We start from the raw sequence: 26047 nt of genomic DNA, 5'->3' as shown, positions 1-26047 counted from the left end.
ATACTTACAGTGCTCCGTTCACGCCGAGATAATCCTGCAAGGCGCGCACCACCAGCGCATGGTCTTCGACGCCCGGCAAGCCGGACACGGTGATGCTGCCCACCAGCCCCGTGCCGCGCACGCGCACCGGAAAGGCGCCGCCATGCGCCGCGTACTCGCGCGCGTCAAAGGTGGGCATGGCGTCGATGTCGCCCCCATCCGCCTTCACCTGGGCGTGCATGTAGTACGAACTGTGCCCGGTGCGGTTCACCAGATTGCTCTTGCGCCGTATCCAGTCCGCATGGTCGGGCGCCGTGCCGTCCATGCCGTGGGCAAACAGCAGCATGCCGTTGCGCCGGATCTCGACCGCCACCGCCTTGCCCTCGACGCGCGCCAGCGCGACCAGCTTCAGCCCGATGTCGAGCGCCGCCCCGTTGCCGAAGCTGTCGAACTGCAGTAGGTCTTCCTGGCGCTGCAACTGGGCCAGGCTGTAGTCTGTCGGGGGCATGGACGCTTCTCCGGGAGTCAGGGTGGACAGGGCGCCGAGCACGTACACCAGCGGCGCGTTCCAGTTGATCGCCACTTCGTTGCTGGCATAGCTGCAGGCATGGTCGAGGTAAGACAGGCCCGGCAGGCTGCTCGGGTACGGCGGGCATTCGGCGCGGTCCTGCTGCAGCGGGTTAGGCCCGCCGGCCACGAAGCCGGGCACCGGGGCCGCCACCGCATCGCCCAGCGACGGCCGGTGGTGCGGGTGTTGCGGCGTGCGCGCCCCGAAGCCGGTAACGAAGGACAGGCCGAGCGGATTGCGGCCCAGCACGAAGTCGAGGTTCGACTGGGCGGCGTCGAGGTAGTCGCGCTTGCCGTTCAGGCGGTAGGCCTGGAGCAGCATCATGGCTCCATTCAGCACCACCGCATTGCTGCCCCAGACGAAATCGGCGCCCCTCATGGCCACCCGGTAGCCGGATGCGCGCCACTCGGCGGCCAGGCGCGCCGCCAGGCCATCGACGCGGCTGGCGATCAGCGCGCGGTCGGCGCCCGGCCCCAGGCGGTTGCGGTGATGGGCCAGCGACATCCAGGCCAGGCCGCGCACGTCGTCCCAGGCCGGTACCGTGGCCGACACGGCTTCCGGCGCCAGCGCCGCGTAATAGCTGTCCTTGCCGGTCGTGATGTAGAGCTCGGCCGCCGCCCAGGCGAACTCGTCATCCAGATGAACGTCGCCGTATTCCCCGGTGACCACATCGGGCGGATTCTTGAACGGCAGCGCCGGATGCGCCCCGGCCCAGGCCCAGGCGCGCTCGGCCGCCGCCAGGGTGCGCGCCGCCAGGCCCGGCCAGCGCTGCTCCTGCCCCGCCAGCACGCGGCTGGCGGTGGCCATGGTCGCGGCGAAGCCGAGCGCCGCCGCCGTGCTTTTCGCCACCACGTAGCGCGGCTCGCGCATCGCCTCGTGCGGCAGCACCATGGCGTCGAAACGCAGATTGGTCAGCTTGTGGTAGACACCGCCATCCTCCGGGTCCTGCATGGCCAGCATCCAGTCCAGGTTCCACATGGCTTCGTCGAGGATGTCGGGCACGGCGTCGCCGGATTCGGGGATGCCGGTTTCCAGCTTCGCAAACCATTGCGGAAAGTGTTCATAGGCAGCCAGCAAGGTATAGGTGGAAATGGCCGAGCTGGCGATGTATTTGTTGTAATCGCCGGCGTCGTACCAGCCGTGCGCGGCGGCAATGACAGTGCCGGCCGGACGCGTGCCCGAGGCTGCCGATGGGTGCACCAGCACCCGGTCGTCGGGATGGCCGGCCGGGCGCGCATACGGCCCGGCGTGGCGCGCCGCCAGGGCGGTGCCGCTGCGGTTGAAGTAAAAGGCCTTCAGGGCGGCGCCGTCGAGCGCACGGTAGGAGTCGGCGCCGATTGTGAACACGTCGGACTCCGGCTGGCCGGCCACGCGCAGGCGGTAGCGCCCGGGCGTGCGCAGGGCGGAGAAATCGGCCACCCGCACCGTGTCGTCCGCCGGCGCCCAATTGGTGGGACCGCCGAGCCGGCCTTGCAGGACCACCCGTGCGGTGTCGGCCGTCACCACGTCGAACGCGGCGCCGGCGCCGGGCGCGGCCGGAACCAGGGCCAGCTTGCTGGCCTGGGGCAGGTAGCCGATCTGGTTCAGCTTGATGCCCGGGGCCGGGCCGGCCGCGGCGGCGCTACCGGCCAGCAGCAGGCCCAGGTGTAAACCCAGCCCCAGACCCAGGCGCAGGCGCAAGGAGGGCGGCCTCATGCCGGCACCGCCTTGCCGTCTGTCTTGCCATTCCCCGCGGCGCCGGGCGCGCCCATCCCGTCGTCGTGGTAGAACGGCGCGAACCAGGTCGCCAGGAAAGACGGGATGGTCGCCACCATCACGAACACGAAGTAATGCACGTAGCCCAGCCACTCCTGCAAATGGCCGCTGACGACGCCCGTTACCAGCCCGCACAGGCCCATCACGCCGGTGCCGAAGGCGTAGTGCGTGGTCGTGTACTTGCCCGGCGCCAGTTGCTGCATCAGGTAGATCATGAAGCCGACCGCGCCGAAGCCGAAGAAGAATTTCTCGATCACGACGCCGGCCGTGATCACCAGCAGCGAGCTGGGCAGATAAATGCTCATCAGCAGGAAAGTCAGGTTCGGGATGTTCACAGCGCAGCAGAGCACGAACAGGGTCGCCTTCAGCCCGCGCCGCGCCACGTACCAGCCGCCGAGCAGCGAGCCGAGCAGCACCGCGGCCAGGCCATAGGTGCCGTATACCAGCCCCAGCATTTCATTGGACAGCCCGAGTCCGCCTTTGCTGGCTGGGTCGACCATGAAGAAGGGGCCAATCTTTTCCAGGAAGCCTATGCTCAGGCGGAACAGGAAGGCAAAGGCCAGCATGCGCCAGATGCCGCGTTTCTGGAACAGGGTGACAAAGGCGTCGAACAGGATGCGGCCGGCATCGCGCACGCTTGCCGGGGTGTCGGCGGCGCGCGCGCCCTCGGGCATGGTGCGCGCATGCCAGGCGGCCATGGCCAGCACCACGCCGCCGACCAGCAGGAAGATCAGGCGCCAAGATTCGATCCACTCCGGGCCGAAGCGCGCCGGATCGTTTCCGAACACGTGGGTGTGCAGGTAGCCGCTCAGGTAGACCATGCCGCCGGCCGCCACGATCGGCCCGACGTTCCACGACAGGCTCTGCAGCCCGCAATACAGCGACTGGGTGCGGGTGTCGAGCGATGTCACGTAGACGCCGTCGCTGGCAATGTCCTGGGTCGCGCCGATGAACGACAGCGCGAAGAACAGCGCCATCAGCAGCGACATGTAGCCGGGCAGCGCCATCGCCAGCGCCACGCCGGCAAACCCGGCGCCGATCAGCACCTGGGCCCAGAGCACGAAGAATTTCTTGGTGCGGTACATCTCGACGAAAGGCGCGAACAGCGGCTTGACGGTATAGGCCAGGATCAGCAGGCTCGAATACTGGGCCGCCTTGCCGTTGTCCATGCCCAGGTTCTTGAACATGATGGCGGTGACACTGGTCAGCATCACGTAGCCCAGGGCCATCGTGAAATAGCCAGTCGGCACCCAGAGCAGCGGAGAATGGCGGCGCTCAGCAATGGACATGTTCGCGCTCCTCGTACGGGGCCGCTGCCGCTGCGGTCACCGGCGCTAGCTCCGGCGCCAGCGCCGCATCCTCACCCAGGTGGCTGGCCAGCATGCGCGCCGCACCCAGCAGCGCCGGGCAGGGCGCCGTGATCAGGAAGGTCGGGATCGCCGCCGTAAAGGCGCTGAAGCGCCCCTTGCTCTCGAAGCGGGCGCGAAACGGCGATTGTGCGAACCAGGCGCCCAGTTTCGGCACCACGCCGCCGCCGATATAGATGCCGCCGCGCGCGCCCAGGGTCACCGCCAGGTTGGCCGCCACCGTGCCCAGCATGCCGGCGAAACACTCGAGCGTTTTCAGGCACAGCGCATCGCCTCCTTCCAGGGCGCGCGCCACGATATCGGCCGGGTCCAGGGTCTCGAACACCAGTCCCTGCTGCGCCGCCAGCGCTTCGCGCACCAGCACCAGGCCCGGCCCCGAGACCAGACGCTCGGCCGACACGTGAGCATAGCGCTGCCAGCAATGGCGCAGCACCGCCAGCTCGCGCTCGTCCGCCGGCGAAAACGCCACGTGGCCGCCTTCGCTGTGCAGCGGCGTCCAGCCGCCGCCCGGCGCCGGCACCAGGCCGGATACGCCCAGGCCGGTGCCCGCGCCGACCAGCCCGATGGCGCAGCCGGGCCGCGCCGTACCGCCGCCAATCTGCACCAGGCTCGCTTGCGGCAAGACCGGCAGCGACATCGCCAGCGCCGTGAAGTCGTTCACCACCAGCATGGTTTCCAGTCCGAGTTCGCGCGCCGCGCGCGCCGTCGAGAAGGCCCAGCCGTGGTTGGTCATGCGGATGGCGTCGCCGTCGACCGGATTGGCGATGGCGATTGCCGCATGCCGCACCAGGATGCCGGCGCCGGCCAGGTAGGCCGCGGCGGCGTCCTCGAAGCGGGGATAGTCGGCGCAGGCGAGGGTGCGCACGGCGCCGATCTGGCCGGGCGCGCGCTCCAGCGCGAAGCGGGCATTGGTGCCGCCGATGTCGGCCAGCAGGCGCGGGCCATCGATGTGAAAGGGAGTGTGCGGGCCGGGATGCATGGTCTCTCCTCGGTTCAGCGCGCGGCGCGCGCCAGGAAATCGCGGTACCAGCGCGCACTGTCCTTCAGCGTGCGGCGCTGGGTCTGGTAGTCGACATGGACGATGCCGAAGCGCTTGGCATAGCCCGAGTTCCACTCGAAGTTGTCCAGCAAGCTCCACAGGAAATAACCGCGCACGTCGACGCCTTCGCACATGGCCCGATGCAGCGCCGCCAGGTGAGCCTGGACGAAGGCGATGCGCTCGGGGTCGTGCACGCTGCCGTTTTCGACCGCATCGGCGCGCGCCATGCCGTTCTCGGTGATGTACAGCGGCGGCAGCGGGTACTCGGCTTTCAGCTTCAGCAGGAGTTCCGGCAAGCCTTCCGGATAGATTTCCCAGTCCATGTCCGTCGTGCCGAGTGGCGCGGGGGCAGGGCGGGGCGGGGCTTCGGCGCTGCACCAGGCGCGGAAGTAATAATTACAGCCGAGGAAGTCGAGCGGCTGGGCGATGATGTCGAAGTCGCCCTCCTGCACCCGGGGTCCGTTCTCGCCGTAGCCGCGCAGGGCCAGTTCCGGGTAGCGCTTCTTGAAGATAGGGTCCATGAACCATTGCACCGAGCGCGCATATTCCCATTCGGCCAGGGCGCGATCCGCCTCGGAATCGGTGGCCGGGTCGGCGGTCCACTGGTTCAGCACGATGCCCAGCCGCGCCGTGCCGGCCGCCGCGCGCATCGCCTGCATCGCCAGCCCGTGCGAGACCAGCAGGTGGTGCGACACCTGCACGCTCTGCGCCAAGTCGGCCACGCCGGGCGCGAACTGGGCGTTGCCATAGCCGAGGTTCGCCGTGCACCAGGGCTCGTTGTGGGTGGCGATGGCGGCGATGCGGTCGCCGAAGCGGCGCTTGACCTCGTAGGCATAGTCGGCGAAGCGGTGCGCGGTGTCGCGGTTCAGCCAGCCACCTTCGTCCTGCAGGGCTTGAGGCAAATCCCAGTGGTACAGGGTCAGGTGGGCATCGATGCGCTTTTCGGCCAAGGCGTCGAGCAGGCGGTCGTAGAAGCCGAAGCCGGCCTCGTTCCAGGCGCCCTTGCCGCAGGGCTGCACGCGCGACCAGGCCATCGAGAAGCGGTAGGCGTCCACGTTCAGCCCGGCCAGCAGCTCGACGTCCTCGTGGTAGCGGTGGTAATGGTCGCAGGCGACCTTGCCGTCGCTGCCGTCCTTGATGGCGCCGGGACGGGTGCAGAAGCTGTCCCAGATCGACGGTCCCTTGCCGTCGGCGCTGGATGCGCCCTCGATCTGGAAGGCACTGGTGGCGGTGCCCCAGACGAAGTCGCTCGGAAACTGCCGCGCAGATATTGAAATCGGTTTCATACGTTAGCTCTTGGTTATGCTGGGATGTGCGCCGCCCTGGCCGATGCAGGCGGCCAAGGGCGATGCGGTAGTACGGAAAGGCGGGCGCCGGCCTAGAAATCGAAGCCGGTATTCAGGCCGACCGTGCGTGGCGGCTTGTACTGGGCCAGCCACGGGCCGAAGCCGTTGAAAGCGCTGGTCTTGATGCGCTTGTCGTTGACGTTGCGCACCCAGGCGTCGATCCACCAGCCGCGGCCGTTCTGGTAGCGCAGGCCGACGTCGGCCGTGGTGTAGGCTTCCTGGCGGTCTTCCGGCCCCAGGTTGAACACGCTCAGCTCGGCATCGGTCTCGTAGTGGGCCGTGATGCGTGGCGACAGGGTGCCGTCGCTGCCGATGTGGAAGTTGTGCTGGTACTGGACCGTGGTCGAGAAGCGCGGCGCATGCGGCATCTTGTTGCCGGTGACGTCAACGCAGGTTTCGATGGTGGTGTCCACCGTGCAGCGCGGCAGTGCGTAGTCGTTGGAACCGGCCACCAGGCGGCCGAGCTTGGCGTCGAGCAGGGCCAGCGTAATCTGCAGGCGTCCGTTGTCGCCGATGCGCGCCGCGATCTCGCTCTCCAGCCCCTTGACCTTGGCGCCTTCGGCATTCTCGATGGCCAGGCCGCGGTTACCGTCGGAGAAGTTCACCGGCGAATTGAACTGGAAGTCCTTGAAGTCCGAATAGAACAGCGCATTGTTGATGCGCAGCCCGCCGTTCAGGAAGGTGCTCTTGCTGCCGATCTCGTAGTTGGTCAGCGTTTCAGGCTGGTAGGGCAGCCCGCGGTCCTGCACGCCGCCCGACTTGTAGCCGGTGGCCACGCTCGCATACACCATGTGGTTGCGGTCGATGTCGTAGTTCGCGCGCAGCAGGCCGGTGACCTTGCTGCCCTTGAACACGCCGTCGTTACCCGGCACGCCGGCCACGAAACCCTGACCCGGCACGCTCGGGTCGATCGACGGGTTCAGCGGAATCACCGCCAGCCCCGGCCCGCCCACCCAGTTGAAAGCGCGCCCGCCCACGTTCTCGCGGCGGTCGTGGGTGTAGCGCACGCCGGCAGTCAGGTGCAGGGCGGCGTTCACGTTCCAGGTGGCCTGGCCGAAGGCGGCCTTCGATTCCACGGTTTCCTCGGGCTGGATGAAGGAACCCTGCCAGCGGACCGTACCGTCCTGGGTGCCGTCGAAGGCCGGGATGTCGAAGCGGATGTCGTTCTTTTCGGCCGCATAATACAGGCCGGCCTGCCAGTCGACGGTCTTGCTGCCGAGCGACTGCAGTTCCAGCTCGTGGCTATGGCTGCGGTAGTTCGAGTCAACCGTCGTGTGTTCCTGCCAGATGCCGCCAGAACGGATGCTGGTCGGCAGCACCGAGCCGCCGTCCTGGTCGAAGCGCATCGAGCCGCGGTACTTCGAGAAGCCGGCAATGTAGTGGAAGGCGAGGTCGGGGTTCAGGTCCCAGCTGACGCGGCTGCGGATGTTGTGGCTGTCGCGGTCGATCCAGGGAGCGCTGTCGCTCAGCGTCGACCAGTGCTTCTGGCCCGGACGCGGGGTCTGCATCAGGTTGGCACTCGGGGTGCCGCGGTCGGCGAAGTTTTCGTAGGCGATGTTCCAGCGCAGGTCGGGATTGATCTGCCACAGCAGGCTGACGCGGGCGGAGGTCTGGTTCTGGGCGCTGTACTTCTGGTTGCCGACCACGTAGTTGTTCGGGTTGATCGGGCGGAAACCGGCCGGGTCGCCGCCGGCGGCCACAAAGGCGGCCCGCTGGTCCGCGAGCGGCACGCCCGGGAATTTCTGGTAATCGACGTAGCCGTCGTGCTGCTCGTGCACGATGGCAAAGCGCAGGGCTGCGTTATCGGACAGCGGCACGTTGAAGGCGCCGCGCGCCCCGTAGCGCTTGTAGTCGCCGATACCGCCCTCGACATAGCCGGAACGGCTGTTCAGGGTTGGCTTCACGGTCTGAATGTTGACTGCGCCGACCGTCGAGTTGCGGCCCCAGAGCGTACCCTGCGGACCGCGCAGCACCTCGATGCCTTCGACGTCGAACAGCAGGGCGGTCGCGCCTTCCGCGCGCGGCGAATACACGTTGTCGACGAACGAGGCGACTTCCGGGTCGGCGTACTGGGTCTTGGCGCTGTCGTTGCCGATGCCGCGCAGGGTCATGGTAGTAACGCCGTGGTCGCCCTGGGCGGTCGCCTGGAATCCGGGCACCAGGGCTACCACGTCGAGCATGGTCTGGACGTGGTTGTCGGCCAGGGTGGCGGCGGACAGCGCGGTGACGGCCACCGGGGTCTTTTGCAGCGAGGTATTGCGCTTGGTTGCGGTAATGCGCACTTCGGGGATGACGTTCGAGTCGGCAGCGCCGGACGGGGGCGCCTGCACGGCGGCTGCGGCGTTGGCCTCAGGCGTCTGGACCGGATTTTGGACTCCCTGGGCGTGGGCGCTGCCGATACCGGCCAGCAGGGTCAGGATGGCGAGCTGGATCTGGGCGTTGGCGTGCCGCCCGCGTTGCGGTGCAAGGGTTTCCATGGTTGTCTCCAATGTGGAATTATTGATTTGCGCGTCTGCCGGCAGCTTTTTTAAGAAATCGATTTCATCCGCCGTGAAAACGATTTCATGCTACATTTGGACTTGTTCGAAAGTCAAACAAAATTTGCAACAGTGTTGTGACGCGTGTTTTCGCGGTCTTGGCACCGGTCGCGTGAAAGCGTTTCATGGCCAGGCCTGCCGGCCTTGTGCGGCAACTGGCTGCAAACAGGCGTTGTAAAAAGGAGAAAAACCCGCGTGATATACTTCAGTCAACTAGCCGGTGACGGCGCCACGATGCCTACACGATGAAGAACGACGACAGCAGTACCGCTACCCTGTACGAAGTCGCCAGTGCGGCGGGCGTGTCGCCGGCGACGGTGTCGCGCTTCCTGAACGGCACCGCCAAGGTGTCCGACGACAAGCGCAAGACCATCGAGCGCGTCATCGAGGAACTCAACTACAAGCCGAACCGCCTGGCCCAGAGCCTCAAGATGGGCAGCACGCGCACCATCGGCGTACTGACCCAGTCGCTCGAGAGCGGCTACTTCAGCCAGGCCATGATCGGCATCGAGGACGCCGTCAAGGCCTCGGGCTATGCGCTCCTCATCATGAGCGGCCACTGGCATGCCGACGAGGAAGCCGAACGCGTCGAGCTCCTGATCGGGCGCCGCGTCGACGGCGTCGCCATTCTCACCGGCAAGCTTAGCGACGAGCAGATCGTCGGCTATTCCCAGCGCGTGCCGATCGTCGCCTTTGGCCGCCAGCTCGAAGGCGAGCGCCTGATGAGCCTGCGCCTCGACAACTACCAGGGCGCCTGCGACGCTGTCGAGCACCTGGTGGAGCAGGGGCACCGCCGCATCGCCTTCATCACCGGTCCCGACGACCACGAGGATGCCCGCGCCCGCCTGGCCGGCTACCTCGACACCCTGGCGCGCCACAAGATCGCGGCCGATCCGGCGCTGGTCGTGCCGGGCGACTTCCAGGAATCGGGCGGGCTGCTGGCAGTGAACCAGCTGCTGGCCGAGAAGCAGAGCTTTACTGCCATCTTCGCCAGCAACGATTTGAGCGCCTATGGGGCGAGGCTGGCCCTGTATCGGCGCAGCATCCGCGTGCCGGACGACATCTCGATCATCGGCTTCGACGACCTGCACAGCTCGATGTACACGACGCCGCCCCTGACCACGGTGCGGCAACCGCTGTACGAGGTGGGGAAGGGCATCGGACGCATGATGCTCGGGATGCTGGGGCAGAAGCAGGTGGAGGTGGAGGCGCCACAGCTGGGATTGATGGTGAGGGAGTCGGTGCGCAGGATTGCGTAGGGTGGAGTGGGAAGTGCGGGTTGGGGGCATGCGCGTCTGGCTTGGCGGTCCATGTGTTGCGGGTGGGAGCGAAGGGTCGCTTGGCGTGTCAGTGTGTAGAAGGAGTGCCGAGTCAGAGGATAGACTACGGGATCAGCAAATGCTGTTTTTCGGGCTGGATGCATCTGGTCCGGCTGTGCACTGTGCTCGCTTTGAATCCCGACTGACTGCACGCCGGCTCCGCTGATTCTGAGCAACGACGCTGAACTTTGTTCGAACGTACGCGAAAAGCGCCTATTCCGCATCGAATATACAACTCGACATTACGCAAAATATTGTCGAGTTGGGTGGCGTTAAGCGTCTTGGACTCCGTAGAGCAGGTCCCCGTCCACGACCATGGCGGTGTGTCGACTTTACTCAACAGCGGCGCGGGTCCGACCGGGACGTGGTCCCTTGATCAAGCCAGCCTATGCGCGCCAGCGTCCGAACGGCCTCCATCGCAGATTTTCGTGTGATCGCGATTCGTTCCACAACCTCGGTCACGCGCCGACACGCCGAAAACTTCCCTGTCGAATGCTGGGAAAAGCACCCGGATGCCATGCATGCACTCGCCATCACGCTCTCGGCACAGAGCTTGCGCTCGGGTAGGAAAAGCTAGGGGCTCGTCTGCAACCTGGGACGCGTTGAGCGCGTGCCAGCGCTTTCTTGCGGAGAGCTGGCGGATACCTTCATGCCGGCCAATCCCTTGGCTGCTTTCACGAGATTTGGCTGGTCCTTATCGCCCATGAAAGCGTAGATGCTCCTGTAGCGTTCCTCGGCCGCGTTGCTCGAGAACGCCGTGGCAGGATCGGTTCAGTGGTTTTCACTCGAACCAAATCGGCCGAATGGTGCACGCTGACGCAGCTGATCTTCGCATTAGTGCGCTGGAAAGTGAAACAGGCGCGGTATTTCGGTACGACGTATTCGTCCGGTCCAGTCGCCTCGATCTTCAGAACCCCATCGTTTGCTAATCGTTCGTACAGTCGCCCGTCCTGCACGAGAGTGGTCAGCGGCACCAACTTCGGGAATTCGTACAGGCCGGGGTAATTATCCATCTGCGTCTAATGCGCATGCTTGCCCGGCTCCTGGTGCGCGACCTGAACCGGGGCTTAAAGCATTCGAGGTGCAGGCGTCTATACATACCTCGTCGTCCGGCAGGGAGGTGATTCTTGAGCTTCAATGCTGCTTCTCAGATAGCGCATTTAACATAATATAGATTATGCGCACTTAAGGTGAACACGGGCTTGCTGATGCTCGCCCGGGCGTCCTCCACATTTTTTTGAAAAGGCTTGGGAAGAATTTGCTTGCGCGCTTGATGAATCGTTTGGAATCCAATAGACCAAGCCGTCACTGGCATCGTTGCTCTCTTTGGCCACGTTCGCACTATCATGCGACCTTCCGACATGATCTGGATTCGCGGCCGCGATTGATTCGCTCTGTGGCGTCAGATGAAGGATTCTCCGAGCTGGTCCAACTCGTCCCTGAAGCCGGGCAACAGCACCGCTGCCTCGTGTTCCAACCAGCGCTGGTGATCGATCAACCATTTCAGCATAGGATTGTTCAACAGATCAGGTGGAAAACGTCGTGTCGGCCATGGCAAGTCGAGAGGCAACGAATGCGTAGCCAGGAGTACACTCGCGGCACGTGGGATCCAGGGCGTTGGCCTGCGTCCCGGCTCTTGCCCATGAATCGAGAGCCCAATGTCGAGGCCAGCCGGATCGACGTCCCCGAAATGGAGCCAGGGAATATTACTCGGCAAGCGGTCGATGAAGCGTGTTGCCAACAAGGTGTTCCGGCCCGGCGCATGGATCAGGAGTAACCAGGACGGCATGGAAAAATCGACGTATGCGCCGATGTTTTCCACCGTCAGGATCAGCTTTGGCAGCTCCCCGCAAAGGCGCCAGCTGCGTGCCAGACCTCGTTCAGGCACGATTGTTTCCCCAAATAACGCTTGGCACGCATTGGCTGCAAACCGTTCTCCGCCCTCCCCTGAAAATTCGAGTCCTGCGTTCGCCCGCAGTCTCAGCGCTTCGTCTGTTGTCAGCAGTACGCCTTCCGGCGGCGTGCGATAGCCCGACTTGGAGTGGGCACCGGCCCAGGCGGACCAGGTTTTGCGGTTGAGACGCTCGATGCCGACCGGGAGGTCAAGCGACATGCGCCGCATCGTTCGTAGCGCGGTGGCCGAAATCGTATCCGGACAGGAACAAAACGCCGACTCGGAATCGTCCAGTTCTGGCCAACGCACCTTCAGATACCGACGGAACTTCTCCTTGCAGTGAGGTGGCAGGCGAAACTCGTTCAGGCGCCGGGCAGGTACGACCAAGCCAAGTTCTTCGGCCTCCACGAGCAGTGGCTCGGCAACCCTAGTCGATCTTATCGTTCCCAGCAGCAGGAGCCGTAACGCCGCCGCCCGCAGTTCGTCGCTGTCCCAGTTCACGCGCTGATCCTTGTCCCGCGGATGGTGACAAACTCGTCGTTACCGCGCAGGCTTCGGCTCAGCTGGAACACGGTCGAGCGGCGCGGTTTGTCCAGTCCGGGGGCCGCCACCAAGGCCTGGACGTCCATCCGTTGGCAAAATTCCGTCAACGTATCGAGTGCCTGCTCGTCCAGGCGATTGGCTTCATCGAGGAGGATTTGCTGCATGGCAAAGCCGCCCGATCCCGAAATCCGGTTGGCCTCCTCGTTCCATGTGCGCAGGATCATGACAAGCACCGCGGCTCCGGTACCGATCGCTTCGCCGGTCGACACCTCGCTGGTGGCTTCCCACTTGCCGTTGATGCGCCTGACTTCCAGCCTCAGCTGCAGATAATTGCGGTAGTCAAACAGGCGTGCCCCCTGGATCGATCCGCCAGTCTCACGTTTATACAGCGCTGCCAGCGTGTCCTCGAGCGGCAGGCCCGAATCGAAAAGCGAAATGCTGTTATCGCGCTTCAGGCAAGCCAGCATGTTAATCATGTCGTCTGGATAGCTGATCGCAATCTGCAGCCCCTTGATGGAGCCAAAACTGACCTTCTCCAGCTCCCGGTTCAAACGAATAATCAACGACCGGGCCGAGCGCTGGCGAGCGGCGATTCCGTCGGTAAGCCCGGACGAACGTGTCCGCATCTCGTCCTCTTGCGAGGCCAGGGTGCGCTCCAGCTCGCTCATCTTTTCCAGCATCTGGGCCAACGCCACTTGCGGATCGTCGGCGCTGGCCAGATGGCGTGGAATACGCTGCTCGATATGCAGGCGCACACGTTCCCACGCCCGCAGGGTTTGCACGGCGCGCCGTTCACCGGGCACATCGTCGAAGCCCTCGATGCGCTTCAGGTCCAGAAGCACATCGGGCCAGGGTTTCAAGCGCTCGAACAACAAGGCTTGCTGATTCTGCGACGACTGGAAAGCGTTGATCTGGCTGCCTGTCGGGAAATGTTGCTGCCGGTTGAGATCGGATTCGATGCGGCCGCGTAAGCCCAGCTGGATCACGACCCGGTCCAGTTCGCGCTGCGCCCGACGCTCGTAGCGGACGGATGCCAGCCGCTCCGATGCGCGCTGTTGTTCGACCTTGATCTGCTCGGCCCGGTCTTCCAGCCTGATGCGCTGTTCGATGAGCAGATTGTTCGACCTTTCATGCTCGCCACCCAGGCGCTGGGAATTGGCGCTGGCGAGGTCATGTGTTTGCACGGCGGAAGCGACCTCCTCGTCCGTTCCCTGCAGGCCAGTGAGGTCAAGCGTGCTGATGAGCTCCCGGCATTTCTCGACGACTTGCAGCAGGACGGCCGACGCATCCGACTCCGCCCGCCGCGCGCCATCGAATTCGGCACGCCGGACCTGCAGCAGTTTGTCGGCATGCGTGACGCCTTGTCGTACGGGTTCGATTTTTCGCTGGAGCGCCTCGATCACACTGGTTTTTTCGTTATAGTGCCGTTCGTCCTCTTCCCGGTCCAGATGCGTGAGCACGCCCAGCAGGCGTTCGAGCGCCTCACGCTGATGTGCGAGCCGCTCGCGCACACCCCGGTGACGCTCGACCGACGCTTTCAGCTGATCGCGCTGCCCGGGCTGCACCGGATGCGCGAGAATCGGCAGCCCAGCGAGGATTTCCTGTGCTGTGTGCCCATGCCGGCCGATCCAGGCTTGCGCAGCACGTGCCGCCGCAAGTTGCGCATCGAGCCGCTCTGCTTCTTCGGCATGGTCGGGCGCATCGAGCAAGGCATGCTGGGTTTGCAAGCGCATCAGGACTTGCCGCCGCCGGGCGATGGTAGCGCCTGTCTCGCGCAGTTCGACCAGTTGGCTTTGTGCGCTCTCGATCGTCTGGCTCAGCGCCCGCACGGCGGCATGCTCGGCATGCAGGGCCGGGCGAGGATCGCTTGCCCAGGCGGCGCTGCCATAGGACAGCACCTTTTCCGCCAGGCGAACGCCCTCCTTCAGGCGCCGCGATGTCTCCCGCAGTTCGCTGAGTTCGCTCTCCATGGCATTGCGCTCGTCTTCGAGACGCGCCATCTCGCGCTCACGCGCGTGGCGCCCCAACACGGGGTGGCGCGGCCGCCGCGTCAGGCGTACCGCTTCTTCGTCGCGAAAGCGCTCGGCAACGAGCTCGCTGTCGTCCAGGCTTTCCTCATCCCGCTCCCCGTATACTGCCGCCTCCGATACGAACAGCAGGTTATCCGGACGGTCACTCAGCTCGGCGGCCTCGCGTGCCGCGTGCCGGGGTGCCGCCACCACGATCGCTTCGGTCCACATTCCCAGGCGTGCCTGCACCACAGGAGCATCTTCCACTGTCAGCGAATCGAACCGGGCAGCCAACAGGCGTCCATCGACATGTTCGGCGACGGTGCCGAGACGCGCATCGAGCAGGCCGGCGCAATGCGCCAGGTTGCGAATACGCTCCGCCGTCTCATGCAGTCTGGTTTCGAGAAGACGCCGGCACGCGTCGGTATTCGACAATTCACGTCGTCCCGCGTCGATTGCGTTTGACAGGCTATCGGCCGTTGCCGACTTGGCCCAGTCGGCACATGATGCGGCCAACTGCTCGTGCCAGTTGCGTGCGTCGACGTAACGGCGCGCCTCCTCCTCGAGCTGCGCAATCCTGCTCCTGGATGCGACGAGCGCGTTTTGCCGTTCGGAGAGTTCTGCTGCCAGGTTTGCCCGGTCGCTCTCGATTCTTTCGATTTGGCCGGACACGGCTGCCAGTTGCTCGGCCAGCGCCGCACTGCTGGCAATCCCCAGGTCCGCCCCGGTTTTCCGTACTTCCCGTTGTTGCGCCGCCAGGTTACGCGCGTGCACCAGTGCGGTCTGGAAAGCGGCGACCTGACCAGCAAGGCGCGTGTCATCGCGCAGTTTCGCTTCGAGTGCCAGTGCCCTGTCGTAGGCGCCGGCCTCCCTCCCGTCCTGATCCTCTTCGACAACTGCAATAGTCTGCAACTTGGCAAGCAACGAGGCGAAACGCGTCGCGTGATCGTCCAGCGCGTCGAGCTCTGTCTGCAATCGTGTCTGGCGCTGGGTTTCCTCCGCATACTGCCGGTCGATGTCCCGTTTCGTCGACGATGCGTTTGCCGGATCGAGCTTGGCCGGACGCATCGCCTTGCGCGCATCCGCCAGGTGAGCACGGGCGATACGCAACTCGGTTACGCGTCGAATCAAACCTTCCACGGCCGCCTGGACATCGGCCAGTTCTCCGGCAATGCGTGCATATTCATCCTGGGCATGCCGCAGCGCCTGCGCGACCTCCTTTTCTTCCGCCTCGGCCCGATCGCGGCGCGACACGGCCTGGTCGACTTGTGCTTGACGGCTTGCATGCTCCTCGCGGGCGCGACCGAGATCCTGGTTCAGCGAGCGCGCGTGCAATGCCTTCTGCACGTCGGCACGTCTCGCTTCCATCGCCTCCCGGGACGCTGCCAGCTCCTGCTTCAACTCGTCCACGCGCCGCTGCAAGTGGGCGGTGCTCGCCTGCAGACTGACATATTGGCGCTGGCTCTCCCTGCTGCGGTCGACCTGTTCCTTCCAGTTTCGTGTCTCCTGTTCATAGCGGCCGCGCGCGCCGAAGTACGCATACGACGCCATCTTCCATGCCGCGTCGAACAGTTCGCAAATCTCATGGTGAGCCTCCCTTGCGTGCTCCAGCTCGCGCCGCGTCTGCCGGCACTGATCCAGGCTTTCGCGCATGAGTGTGATGCGCCGCTCCAGCGAGGTGTCGGGCGACAGCAGATAGTCGCGCAAGCCGGTCTTGATGAGTGTCGCCAGTGCGGAGCCCTCCATCGACGTGGCAAGCACCCGGTAGAAGCGTTCCTGTTCCTCGTGGGTTGTCATCGGCATCGGTGTGATACCGTGATCGAACAAGACCCGCATGTAATCGGCAAGCGACTTGTGCACGACCATTCTCGCGCCATGCATCGCAAGCTGCTCGCGCAGCCGCGCCAGAGGAGGCACGATCACGCCGGATGGCTCACGCAGCAGCAGGACATCATGAGGGCTGGTATCCGGGGGCAGATCGTGGATGATGAAAGGTTTGCTGTCGACCGAGGGCATGCCTGCGCGCGTCATCGCAACCCCGGCCCACAGGTTTTTTCCGCGCGGCGTAACCCATTCGATCAGGGTATAGCAGGTACCGAATTCGCCGATGCGTCCCCACAGGCCGCCATCGCCACGCGTGGACGGACCACCATTGATGTTCTTGAAGGAGAGCAGCCGCTGATTCGGCAGGATCGCGGTGACGTAGGCCGCCATGACCGTGGTCTTGCCGGCGCCATTCTGTCCCTCGAGACCGGTAACGTGCCGGTCCAGATCGAACGAATGGAAAACGATACCCTTCCAGTTTGCCAGGACCAGGCGCTTGGCAAAAGCACGACGCAGATTCATCTGGGTTCCTCCCGGCCGTCAGCATCCGGATCATCGGTGCCATCCGCGATCTGTCCTTGCGCGATCAGGCTTTGCAAGGCTGCCTCGAGATCCGCGGACGTGCGGACCGGGTCGGCAAAGCGCATCACGGCGCGTAGCGGCCTGATCACGGTTGCGTCGGCGCGCCCCTCGCGCTTGATGAAGCCCTGCCGCTCCAGCGATCGCAGCGACGTGGCGAAAGTCTCGCGCAGTTTGCGCGCATCCTGATCGACGTCCTTGCCGCGCCGCCGTGGACGGGGGATAAAACGCAGCAAACTCTCCTCGCCCAACAGCTGCTCGAGCAGCGTGAGCACGGCCTTCTCGGGTATGCACAGATTATTCTCGAGCCACTTCGGATCGAGGCGCATCAGTGCGAGTGCCTGGCCGACCAGCATGTCCATGGCGTAGAGCCTGCGCTGCCCAAGCGGCGGCGGTATCGCCAACCGGTCCGGCACGAGATAGAAGTACGCTTCCTCACGGGTCAGCAGCGACACTTCGTAGCGCCCGTAGAAGCTGTCGAGGTGCGGCTTGGCGGCCGTCAGGAAGTCGAATAGGGCAGCATCGTAATCCGCACCGATGTGCTTGCCGGCGCGCAGCTGCAAGTCGGCACGTGGAAATAGCGGATCGGCAATGACTTGTTCCAGGGACTGATAGATCATGGTTGGTGTCTTTCGTCATGGACCGGCAAGGATGGCGTGAACGGCAATTCGAGCACATCGTCATCGGCCTGCGCTGCATCCAGGCGAAGGTGCAGGTCCAGGGTCTGAGCATGGAGATGCTCCGACAGCTTGACCCATGCCTGTTCGAGCATGTCACGGGTCGTCATGCCGAACCTGAGCAGTTCGGGCGTGACGCGCATCAGCAGCTGGAAATACGCGTTTTCGGTGAAGTCGGGGGCGATATCGCGTACCGCGGCCACGATGTCGATCCGGCCGTCGTGCCGGAGGCGCTCCACAAGGGCCGCAACCGCAAGTTCGATCTCGTCGGGGCACGGCTGCACGCGCTCGGAAAGTGTCCGGTTCGCGAGCACCTCGTCCGGCACCATGATTACCACGGAAGCGGAAGGCCGCGTCACGTCGCGCAGGTGCAGGAACGGTTCCGGCGCCACGGCCAACAGTCCGAAGGGCCGGGTCTGGAATCGGCGGATCTGCTCGCTCAATCGGCTCCGCAGCAGGTTGTCCGGGTCGGTGCGGACAACGTCACGGATGTAGATCTGCGCATTCCGGTAGTAACCGCTCCAGTCCTCATAGCGCTGGTGTCCCCAGAGTGCGAGCCGTCCGAGCTGGTTGCGCGTGCGGTCGAGCAGCCTGGATAGATCAGCGTGCCTGCCGCTATATGCCGCGAGCTCGAAAAGCTGGGTTTCAAGGTGCTGGACATGTTCGCTCAGTATTTCGTTGAGCTCGCGCAGCGTCCGGTGCACGCGGTCGATCATGGCAACGCAGCGGTCGATGGCTTCCGCCCATTCGCTGTCCACCAGTTCGGTGATCTCCTTGCGCAAGGCCTTGTGCGCAAGGTCGAGCCCACGCTGCCGTTGATCGACCAGCCGGATCATTTCGGCAACGATGTCACGTAGTGGCCAGATGACCCTGCTTTCCCAGTCCTCTTCGCCATCCGCACTGGCAGCGCCGCGCAAGATCTCGACCATGACCGTCCTGATGTTCATCAGCATGAAGGACAGGTTTCGTTTCGTCAGTTCCCGATCTTTTTCCATGGACCTGGCGAGTGCCAATCCCAGCGGAGAAAGCGAAAATTCGCCTTCGCTGGCCAAGCCGGCGCCATCAGTGCGCAACAAGATGCCCTGCGCTTTCAAGCGCGCGATCATGTTCGTTGCGCGCTGGGCTTCGGTTTCGCTGTCGACCTGGGCAAGCTCATATACCGGCGCGAAGATACGGCGCAAGGTTTCACCGTCGAGGCTCGGCTCCACGGCATCGAGCAAATACGCGTGCAGACCCGCCAGGAAAGCCGCTTCTTCCCTGTCGAGATCCAGGGTGAAGTTGGCATGCCAGGCCTCTGCGACGACTTCGGCGACCGATACGGGCGCGTCTGGTGGATCGGAAGATGGATCGACGTGCATGAGTGGTCGCCACGGCTTGAGTTAAAACATGCAGTCTACTGACGAGCAACCACCCGAGTTTGACGCATATCATGAACCGCAGACGCTCCCAGGAAGGTCACCAGCCATGCCAAAACAGTGGTATCAGGACAGCGTTAGCGCACGCCAAATGTCGCTGGACAGGTGAATTCGCCCGGAGCCTCGTTGCTGGAAGCTTGTTTCTTGATTCGTATTTCGTTTTGGCCCGAGATGGACCAGTTCTATTCTTGCCTTCATATCGGAATTAGTTAGTTACGCTTTCACCCGGCACAAGCTCTGCCACAAGTTGACAAACTTTTCGGTGGATTGCAGATGATAATGATTCTGATTTACCACTCTCGCTTACACCACCACATGCACCTACTCTCGAACCCAGTCAACACCGCACGCCGCCGCTGCGCCCTCGCCGCCGCCGGCGCCCTGCTCGCCCTGTCCGCACTCTCGGCCCTGGCCCAATCCAAAGTCGACATCAAGCACGCCAGCGGCACCACCGCCGTTGTCCCCAACCCGAAAAAGGTCGTCGTCCTCGACCTGACCAGCCTCGACACCATGGCCGCCCTCGGCATCGACGTAGCCGGCGTACCGGAGTCGCCGATGCCGAAGCACCTGTCCCGCTTCAGCGACAAGAAATACGCCCGCGTCGGCACCCTGTTCGAACCTGACTTCGAGGCGATCCACGCCGCCGCCCCCGACCTGATCGTCGTCGGCGGCCGTTCCCAGGCCAAGTATAAGGAACTGGCGAAGATCGCCCCGACCATCGACATGACGGTCGATCGTACCGACCTGATCAAGAGCGTCGAGCGCAACACCAACCTGCTGGCCGGTTTGTTCGGCAAGCAGGCGCAGGCCAAGGTCCAGCTCGACAAGTTGCACGCCTCGATCGCCGGCCTGAAAGCCAAGGCCTCCACTGCCGGCAGCGCATTGATCGTGCTGACGACGGGCGGCAAGATGAGCGCTTATGGCCCGGGTTCGCGCTTCGGCGTCCTGCATGACGCCTTCGGCTTCAAGCCGGCCGTGGCCACGCTGCAGACCTCGAACCACGGCCAGGCGGTCTCGTTCGAGTTCATCCAGAAGACCAACCCCGACTGGCTGTTCGTTATCGACCGCGACGGCGCCATCGGCCGCCAGGGCGCTTCGGCACAGCGCCTGCTCGACAACGAACTGGTGCGCCAGACCAAAGCCTGGCAGAACAAGCAGGTGGTCTACCTCGACGGCGGCAACTGGTACACCCTGGGCGGCGCAGGCTTGACCGCGATCCAACAGAACATCGACCAGCTGGCGCAGGCCCTCGACGCCAAACGATGAGCCATCTTGCCGAACCGGCGCCGGCATCCGGCGGCGCCGCGGCGGCAGCGGTCCGGCGCCCGGCCTCGCATGGCTGGCTGGCGCTGGTGCTGGCCGTCGCCCTGATTCTCTCCCTGCTCAGCATCAGCATCGGCGCGGGCGACTTCAGCTTCGCCGGCCTATTGGCCGGCACCGACACCCAGGCCTGGCAACTGTTCGCCGTCAGCCGCGTACCGCGCACCGTCGCCCTGCTGCTGGCCGGGATGGCGCTGGCGGTCGCCGGGCTGATCATGCAGATGCTGGTGCGCAACCGCTTTATCGAACCCTCGACCGCGGGCACGATCGAATCGGCCACGCTCGGCATCCTGGTCGTCATGCTGCTGGCGCCGGATACCCCGGTGCTGGGCAAGATGCTGGTTGCCACCGCCTTCGCCATGGCGGGCACGCTCGCCTTCCTCGGCCTGCTGCGCCGCATTCCCTTGCGCTCGCCCTACCTGGTGCCGCTCGTCGGCCTGATCCTGGGCGGCGTGGTGCAGGCCGTTACCACCTTCTTCGCCGTCCGTCACGACATGCTGCAAACCCTGCACGCCTGGACCGTCGGCGATTTCTCCGGCGTGCTGCGCGGGCGTTATGAATTGCTGTGGATCGGCTTCGGCCTGGCGGGGGCGGCGTACCTTGCCGCCGACCGCTTCACGGTGGCCGGCATGGGGCAGCAGTTCACCACCAACCTGGGCCTGGACTACCGGCGACTCACCCTGGCGGGTCTGCTGATCGTGTCGGCCATCGCCTCGGTGGTCGTGGTCACGGCCGGCAGCATCCCTTTCCTCGGACTGATCGTGCCGAACGTCGTCAGCCTGCTGTTCGGCGACAACATGCGGCGCTCGGTGCCCTGGGTGGCGCTGCTGGGCGGCGTGTTCGTGCTGGCCTGCGACATCGCCGGCCGGCTGGTCGATTATCCGTACGAGATTCCGATCGGTACCGTGGTCGGCATCGTGGGCAGCGTGCTGTTCCTGGTCTTGCTGTTGCGGGGTCGCCGTGCGGCTTGACGTCTCTCCACGCATGCGCATGGCCATCCTGGCGGCGCTGGCCGCCGCTGCCATCGCCACCTACATGCTGGCCGGTGCAAACGGCAACTGGGGCTTCGTGCTGCCTTTCCGCGGCGCCAAGCTCGCCGCCATGCTGCTGGTGGCGTTCGCAATCGCCGTCTCGACCGTGCTGTTCCAGGCCATTACCCACAACCGCATCCTGACGCCCTCGGTGATGGGCTTCGACGCCCTCTACATCCTGATCCAGGCCTTGATGGTGCTCGGCATGGGCATCAACCCTGCCCAGGGCGAAGAAAGGCAGACGGCGCAGTTCCTGGTCGAGGTGGCCGCCATGACCGGCTTCGCCTGCCTGCTGTTCTGGGGCGTGTTCAACGGCGCGGCGCACAGCCTGCACCTGATGCTCCTGATGGGAATCGTGTTCGGGCTGCTGTTCCGCAGCCTGTCCGGCCTCGTGGTGCGCCTCATCGATCCGAACGAGTTCGCCTATTTGCAGGACCGCATGTTCGCCTCGTTCAGTGCGATTGAGACCGGCTTGCTGTGGGCGTGCGCGCTGGCGATCGGGCTGGCATCGGCGATTGCCTGGCGCCTGCGCCGTTCCTACGATGTGCTGGCGCTGGGGCGCGACGTGGCGGTCAACCTGGGCGTGCCCTACCGGCGCACCGTGATGGCGACGCTGGTGGCAGTCTCCGTGATGGTGGCCGTGTCCACCGCCCTGGTCGGGCCGGTGCTGTTCTTTGGCCTGCTGGTGAGCAACCTGGCGTATGTGACGATGGGCAGCGACCGGCACCGCTGGCTGGTGCCCGCCGCCGTGCTGTGGGCGGTCATCTTCTTGGTCGGCGGACAGGCCCTGCTCGAACGGATACTCAAGCTGAACGCGACCATCAGCATCGTCATCGAATTCGCGGGCGGGCTTTTGTTCCTGCTCCTCGTTACCCGCAGAAAGCAAGCATGATCAAAATATCTGGACTCGGCAAACGCTACGGCCACACGGTCGTGGTTGACGGCGTGTCGCTCGAGATTCCCGCCGGCGGCCTGACCGCCATCATCGGCCCCAACGGCGCCGGCAAGTCGACGGTGCTGTCGATGGTGAGCCGGCTGCTGCCGGCCAGTAGCGGCAGCGTGCTGGTCGACGGCATCGACGTCATGCACGGCGACACCAAGGCGCTGGCGAAACGCCTGGCGATCCTGCGCCAGGACAACCACTTGCCGCTGCGCCTGACGGTGCGCGACCTGGTCGCCTTTGGACGCTTCCCGCACTCGGGCGGGCGCCTGACGCTGGCTGACAAGGAGCACGTCGAGCGCGCCATCGGCTGGCTGAACCTGGGCGAACTGGCCGAGCGCTTCCTCGACGAACTGTCGGGCGGCCAACGCCAGCGCGCCTTCGTGGCAATGGTGCTGTGCCAGGACACCGACTATGTGCTGCTGGACGAGCCGCTGAACAACCTCGACATGCGCCATGCGGTGGACATGATGGGCATCCTGCGCCGCGCCGCGGACGACCTCGGCAAGACCGTGGTGCTGGTCCTGCACGACATCAATTTCGCATCCTGCTATACCGACCGCATCATCGCCATGCGCGACGGCCGCCTGGCCCACTATGGCACGCCGCAGGAGATCATCCGGCCCGAGGTCCTGAGTGCGCTGTACCAGCTCGAGATCGCCGTGCACGAGGTGGGCGGCCACCGTATCTGCACCTACTATCGTTGATTGCCTGCCGCCGCCGACCGCCCCGCTCCCGGGGTGGGCCGGGCCGGCTACCGGGCGACCCCTCATCCTGGTGGCTAGCTTGTAGCATGCATTGTGTCCGTAGTCCGGTAAGGTGATTTTTCTGGTTTTTGTGTAGGTATTTGTTGGTTAGTTACGTTTTTATGGTAGGGTATGGCATGTTCTTTTGATGTAAGCGCATGATGCACACCATCGTTTCCTGGGATGCCGATCCCATCAAGGCCTTCAAGGCGTTCATCGCCAGCACCGCGTTTGCCGAGACTGGCCGACGCCAGCGCGCCGACGGCACGCTGCGGGTGCTGTCCGCCGAGTCGGCCAGGATCTATGTTTTCATGTTCCAGAACTTCGCGAGCTGGTGCATGGAACAGGGTCTTGTCTTCTCCACCCTAACCCACGCCGACCTGCACCGCTTCATCGACCGCACCGTCAAGGGCAAGCGTGTCCTGAACAGCAAGATCGCCTACCGCTACCTCCGCCTGCTGGAGCGCTGCTATGAGCATCTTGCCGTCGACCCGAATCCGGCCCAGCAGGCCATCCTCGGCATCGACCGCGCCCACATGACGAAGGACGAGGCCGGCCGCACCCTGTCCGACGACCAATTGCAGCGTTTCTTTGCCGCCCTCCCCGCCGACACCCCGCGCAAGCGGCGCAACACGCCCTTCGACGGCTGGAAGCGCCGGCGCGATCGCGCCATGCAGGTGGTGATCGCGCTGGCTGGGCTGCGCGTGTCGGAAGCAGTGGGCCTGCTGGTGGCCGAGGTGGGCAGCCAGCCAGGCCTCGACGGTTCGATCGTGCTGACCATTACGCCCGACGAAAAGCACGACACCAGCCACGAACATGCGGTCACCCTGCCGCGCGAAGGCGTCGAGGAACTGCTGCCCTGGCTGCGGGAGCGTGAGGCGATGAAGATTCCGGGCGAGTTCGTCTTTCCGGCCAACGTGGGCGGGGCCAGGCTGACGCGCAAGACGGTGTACGTGCAGATGCGCGCCACGTTCGAGCGCGCCGGCATGGACCTGTCGCGCGCCGGCGGGCGCACCCTGCGCAACACCTTTGCCCGGCGCCAGCTCGACAGCGGCACCCAGCCGGACGAGCTGAAGGACGTGCTGGGCCTTGCCCTGGAACGCTCGGCCGCCGACTACAAGCTCACGCGCGTGACGCCCGATCCCTCGGAGTGAAGGCCTCGGCAATGCGCCAGGCATCGCCGGCGCGCGATTGAGCGGCATCAAACGCCAGGCTTACCCCGACGGCAGACTGGGGCCGTCCGCGCGCCCGGCGCGCCAACCCGAGGAGCGACCATGTTCAAGCAGATCCTGTTGCCCACCGACGGCTCCGCGCTGTCGGAACGCGCCGTGCTGGCCGGCGTCAGCTTCGCAAAAGACGTCGGGGCCCAGGTGGTGGGCTTCACCGCCCTGCCCGACTACCGCACCTTTACCGCCGACGCCGAGATGCTCGCCACCACCGAGGACGAATACCTGGCCACGAGCGAGGCGCGCGGTGCGAATATCCTGGCCGTGGTCGAGAGCGCCGCGCGCAGCGCCGGCGTGCCCTGCGCCAGCCTCATCACGCGCTCGAACCAGCCCTTTGAAGCGATCCTGCAGGCGGCGCGCGAGCGCGGCTGCGACCTGATCGTGATGGCTTCGCACGGCCGCCACGGCATCACCGGCATGCTGCTCGGCAGCGAGACCCAGAAGGTGCTGGTCCACAGTGCGATCCCGGTGCTGGTCTACCGTTGACGCCTTCGCCCGACAGCGGCTTGAAAACGACGAAAAAGCAGCGAAAAAGCGGCAAAAAAAATGCGCCGCAACGAATGCGGCGCCTTCAGCAAGGGGATGGCCAGTAGCCCGGATCAGATCCAGTAAATCAGCGCAGCCACGCCGACGATCAGCGCCACCTTGGTGATCTTGTAGGCGGTCTTGTTCCAGGCTTTGTAACGGCGGCGGTACTGGCCCATCACGTGCGAGATACGGAACAGTTTGCTGACCAGGCCGGTCTGGTCGCCGGTTTCGTTCGGCGAGCTGGCGGCCGTCATCATGGTGCGGCCGAGCCAGCGGTTGATGGCCTGCATCCAGCGGTAGCGCATCGGGCGCTCGACGTCGCAGAACAGGATCACGCGGTCGCTGTCGCTGCCGTTGATGGCCCAGTGGATGAAGGTTTCGTCGAAGATCACGCCTTCGCCGTCGCGCCAGCTGTGGCGCTGACCGTCGACGTCGATGAAACAGCGGTCGTCGTTCGGCGTGGCCAGGCCCAGGTGGTAGCGCATCGAGCCGGCGAAGGGATCGCGGTGCGGGTTCAGCTTGGCGCCGGGCGGCAGCTCGGCGAACATCGCGGCTTTCACCGAAGGAATCGATTGCAGCAGCGCATAGGTCTGCGGGCACAGGCGTTCGGCCGACGGGTGGCTGGCGTCGTACCACTTCAGGTAGAAACGCTTCCAGCCGGTCTTGAAGAAGGAATTGAAACCCGCGTCGTCGTTCTGCTCGGCGGCCTTGATCTTCTTCAGCGCCAGCATGTTCTCGGCTTCGGCGCGGATGACCTGCCAGTTCTGCTGCAGCGGCGCCAGATCGGGGAATTCGCGTACCGGGATGTAGGGCGTGCTCGGCACCTTCGAGAACAGGTGCATGAAGATGTTAATCGGGGCCATGAACGACGAATGGTCGAACAGCTGGCGCCTGAACGGCAGACGCACCTTGCCGCGGAAATGGATGTGGAGAATCGAGAGAAAATAGAAACCGACGACCACCCACTTCATCATGCACTCCCAGAACTGACCACGCAGTCAGCATCGAATTAAACAGGGCGCAAGAATAGCATATCCGCCAGGCGGCCGTCCGGCGCCCGGCGAAATCGACAGCGGACTGTCGCGTTCATGACGAAGCACGTGCCAGGGCTGCCGCAAGTCCGCCGAAGCAGACCGAGAAACAGCCGCGGGACGCGCCGCGCGCTACATCAATGCAGCGCCGTCATGGCATAGCCCTTTTCGGAGAGCTGGCCATTCAGGTTGTCGATGTCGTAGTCCGGCAGTTGCTCGGCGTTGTCGTCGACTTCGAAGGCGCGGGCCTCCACTTCCCAATCGGTATTGGTGGCTTCTTCAGGAATGTTGCGGGTTTCCGGCACGGCCAAGTAGGAGAACTTGCCGTCGCTTTCGGCTCTGCGGTAGATGTCCAGGCGCATAATCGTTTCCTT

The 26047-nt window shown here is 64.7% G+C and carries 18 protein-coding genes; 7 read left to right on the top strand and 11 right to left on the bottom strand.

The window, feature by feature from the left end:
* Positions 1-4: 4 nt before the first annotated feature.
* From LK540_RS03430 to LK540_RS03410, 5 genes are all read right to left on the bottom strand, one after another.
* Entirely contained in the window at positions 5-2242 is a 2238-nt protein-coding gene (locus LK540_RS03430; RefSeq protein ID WP_229435623.1) for a heme-degrading domain-containing protein, read from the bottom strand.
* The gene (locus LK540_RS03425) at positions 2239-3591 is read right to left on the bottom strand and encodes an MFS transporter (RefSeq protein WP_229435622.1); all 1353 of its coding nucleotides are present in this window, start codon (positions 3589-3591) and stop codon (positions 2239-2241) included. Before LK540_RS03425 ends, LK540_RS03430 begins: the two co-directional genes overlap by 4 nt.
* Positions 3578-4648: a glucokinase gene (locus LK540_RS03420; protein WP_229435621.1), complete on the bottom strand. Its 1071-nt coding sequence runs from the start codon at positions 4646-4648 to the stop codon at positions 3578-3580. Before LK540_RS03420 ends, LK540_RS03425 begins: the two co-directional genes overlap by 14 nt.
* A 14-nt stretch (positions 4649-4662) precedes the next feature.
* Positions 4663-5994: a GH1 family beta-glucosidase gene (locus tag LK540_RS03415; protein ID WP_229435620.1), complete on the bottom strand. Its 1332-nt coding sequence runs from the start codon at positions 5992-5994 to the stop codon at positions 4663-4665.
* 92 nt (positions 5995-6086) lie between these two features.
* The gene (locus LK540_RS03410) at positions 6087-8531 is read right to left on the bottom strand and encodes a TonB-dependent receptor (protein ID WP_229435619.1); all 2445 of its coding nucleotides are present in this window, start codon (positions 8529-8531) and stop codon (positions 6087-6089) included.
* Positions 8532-8836: 305 nt separating this feature from the next.
* On the opposite strand from LK540_RS03410, the gene LK540_RS03405 reads away from it, so the two are divergent.
* Complete coding sequence (locus LK540_RS03405; protein ID WP_229435618.1) at positions 8837-9850, top strand: LacI family DNA-binding transcriptional regulator; 1014 nt, start codon at positions 8837-8839, stop codon at positions 9848-9850.
* A 1462-nt stretch (positions 9851-11312) separates the two neighbouring features.
* Here LK540_RS03405 and LK540_RS03400 read toward each other — a convergent pair.
* Genes LK540_RS03400 through LK540_RS03385 form a run of 4 tightly spaced genes read right to left on the bottom strand, consistent with a single transcriptional unit; the run spans position 11313 to position 18794 of the window.
* Positions 11313-12305 (bottom strand): hypothetical protein, encoded by a 993-nt coding sequence (locus LK540_RS03400; RefSeq protein WP_229435617.1) that lies wholly within the window; start codon positions 12303-12305, stop codon positions 11313-11315.
* Positions 12302-16702, bottom strand: a complete 4401-nt coding sequence (locus LK540_RS03395) for an ATP-binding protein (RefSeq protein ID WP_229435616.1) — start codon at positions 16700-16702, stop codon at positions 12302-12304. Before LK540_RS03395 ends, LK540_RS03400 begins: the two co-directional genes overlap by 4 nt.
* Entirely contained in the window at positions 16699-17379 is a 681-nt protein-coding gene (locus tag LK540_RS03390; protein ID WP_229435615.1) for a chromosome partition protein MukE, read from the bottom strand. Before LK540_RS03390 ends, LK540_RS03395 begins: the two co-directional genes overlap by 4 nt.
* Positions 17376-18794: a hypothetical protein gene (locus tag LK540_RS03385; protein WP_229435614.1), complete on the bottom strand. Its 1419-nt coding sequence runs from the start codon at positions 18792-18794 to the stop codon at positions 17376-17378. The genes LK540_RS03390 and LK540_RS03385 overlap by 4 nt, the downstream gene beginning before the upstream one ends.
* 372 nt (positions 18795-19166) lie before the next feature.
* Between LK540_RS03385 and LK540_RS03380 the strand changes: the two genes are divergently transcribed.
* From LK540_RS03380 to LK540_RS03355, 6 genes are all read left to right on the top strand, one after another.
* Positions 19167-20117 carry a siderophore ABC transporter substrate-binding protein gene (locus LK540_RS03380; protein ID WP_229435613.1) on the top strand — a complete coding sequence of 317 codons (951 nt, stop codon included), beginning with the start codon at positions 19167-19169 and terminating at the stop codon, positions 20115-20117.
* On the top strand, positions 20114-21142 hold the full coding sequence (locus tag LK540_RS03375; protein ID WP_229435612.1) for an ABC transporter permease: 1029 nt from the start codon (positions 20114-20116) through the stop codon (positions 21140-21142). Before LK540_RS03380 ends, LK540_RS03375 begins: the two co-directional genes overlap by 4 nt.
* A gap of 13 nt (positions 21143-21155) precedes the next feature.
* The gene (locus tag LK540_RS03370; RefSeq protein WP_229435611.1) at positions 21156-22094 is read left to right on the top strand and encodes an iron chelate uptake ABC transporter family permease subunit; all 939 of its coding nucleotides are present in this window, start codon (positions 21156-21158) and stop codon (positions 22092-22094) included.
* Positions 22091-22849: an ABC transporter ATP-binding protein gene (locus LK540_RS03365; RefSeq protein WP_229435610.1), complete on the top strand. Its 759-nt coding sequence runs from the start codon at positions 22091-22093 to the stop codon at positions 22847-22849. Before LK540_RS03370 ends, LK540_RS03365 begins: the two co-directional genes overlap by 4 nt.
* Before the next feature lie 197 nt (positions 22850-23046).
* Entirely contained in the window at positions 23047-24042 is a 996-nt protein-coding gene (locus LK540_RS03360; protein WP_229435609.1) for a site-specific integrase, read from the top strand.
* Positions 24043-24162: 120 nt separating this feature from the next.
* The gene (locus LK540_RS03355; protein ID WP_229435608.1) at positions 24163-24600 is read left to right on the top strand and encodes a universal stress protein; all 438 of its coding nucleotides are present in this window, start codon (positions 24163-24165) and stop codon (positions 24598-24600) included.
* A gap of 113 nt (positions 24601-24713) precedes the next feature.
* On the opposite strand, the gene lpxO is transcribed toward LK540_RS03355, so the two are convergent.
* A complete protein-coding gene (gene lpxO, locus LK540_RS03350) occupies positions 24714-25616 on the bottom strand; it encodes a lipid A hydroxylase LpxO (protein ID WP_229435607.1) in 903 nt (300 codons plus the stop codon).
* Positions 25617-25810: 194 nt separating this feature from the next.
* Positions 25811-26035 (bottom strand): DUF6139 family protein, encoded by a 225-nt coding sequence (locus LK540_RS03345; protein ID WP_229435606.1) that lies wholly within the window; start codon positions 26033-26035, stop codon positions 25811-25813.
* Positions 26036-26047 lie beyond the last annotated feature (12 nt).

This window comes from Massilia sp. IC2-278, assembly GCF_020708045.1.
Classification (GTDB): domain Bacteria; phylum Pseudomonadota; class Gammaproteobacteria; order Burkholderiales; family Burkholderiaceae_D; genus Telluria.
Note: the sequence above shows the minus strand (reverse complement) of the source record. Positions and strands in the feature narration are given on the sequence as shown.

Bases quoted from the DNA above. Each gene is read 5' to 3' on its own strand.
- LK540_RS03425 (WP_229435622.1), bottom strand. From the start codon at position 3,591: ATGTCCATTGCTGAGCGCCGCCATTCTCCGCTGCTCTGGGTGCCGACT.
- LK540_RS03390 (WP_229435615.1), bottom strand. From the start codon at position 17,379: ATGATCTATCAGTCCCTGGAACAAGTCATTGCCGATCCGCTATTTCCA.
- LK540_RS03365 (WP_229435610.1), top strand. From the start codon at position 22,091: ATGATCAAAATATCTGGACTCGGCAAACGCTACGGCCACACGGTCGTG.
- LK540_RS03385 (WP_229435614.1), bottom strand. From the start codon at position 18,794: ATGCACGTCGATCCATCTTCCGATCCACCAGACGCGCCCGTATCGGTC.
- LK540_RS03360 (WP_229435609.1), top strand. From the start codon at position 23,047: ATGATGCACACCATCGTTTCCTGGGATGCCGATCCCATCAAGGCCTTC.
- LK540_RS03410 (WP_229435619.1), bottom strand. From the start codon at position 8,531: ATGGAAACCCTTGCACCGCAACGCGGGCGGCACGCCAACGCCCAGATC.
- LK540_RS03415 (WP_229435620.1), bottom strand. From the start codon at position 5,994: ATGAAACCGATTTCAATATCTGCGCGGCAGTTTCCGAGCGACTTCGTC.
- LK540_RS03395 (WP_229435616.1), bottom strand. From the start codon at position 16,702: ATGAATCTGCGTCGTGCTTTTGCCAAGCGCCTGGTCCTGGCAAACTGG.
- LK540_RS03370 (WP_229435611.1), top strand. From the start codon at position 21,156: ATGCGCATGGCCATCCTGGCGGCGCTGGCCGCCGCTGCCATCGCCACC.
- LK540_RS03405 (WP_229435618.1), top strand. From the start codon at position 8,837: ATGAAGAACGACGACAGCAGTACCGCTACCCTGTACGAAGTCGCCAGT.
- LK540_RS03345 (WP_229435606.1), bottom strand. From the start codon at position 26,035: ATGCGCCTGGACATCTACCGCAGAGCCGAAAGCGACGGCAAGTTCTCC.
- LK540_RS03420 (WP_229435621.1), bottom strand. From the start codon at position 4,648: ATGCATCCCGGCCCGCACACTCCCTTTCACATCGATGGCCCGCGCCTG.
- LK540_RS03375 (WP_229435612.1), top strand. From the start codon at position 20,114: ATGAGCCATCTTGCCGAACCGGCGCCGGCATCCGGCGGCGCCGCGGCG.
- lpxO (WP_229435607.1), bottom strand. From the start codon at position 25,616: ATGATGAAGTGGGTGGTCGTCGGTTTCTATTTTCTCTCGATTCTCCAC.
- LK540_RS03430 (WP_229435623.1), bottom strand. From the start codon at position 2,242: ATGAGGCCGCCCTCCTTGCGCCTGCGCCTGGGTCTGGGGCTGGGTTTA.
- LK540_RS03380 (WP_229435613.1), top strand. From the start codon at position 19,167: ATGCACCTACTCTCGAACCCAGTCAACACCGCACGCCGCCGCTGCGCC.
- LK540_RS03355 (WP_229435608.1), top strand. From the start codon at position 24,163: ATGTTCAAGCAGATCCTGTTGCCCACCGACGGCTCCGCGCTGTCGGAA.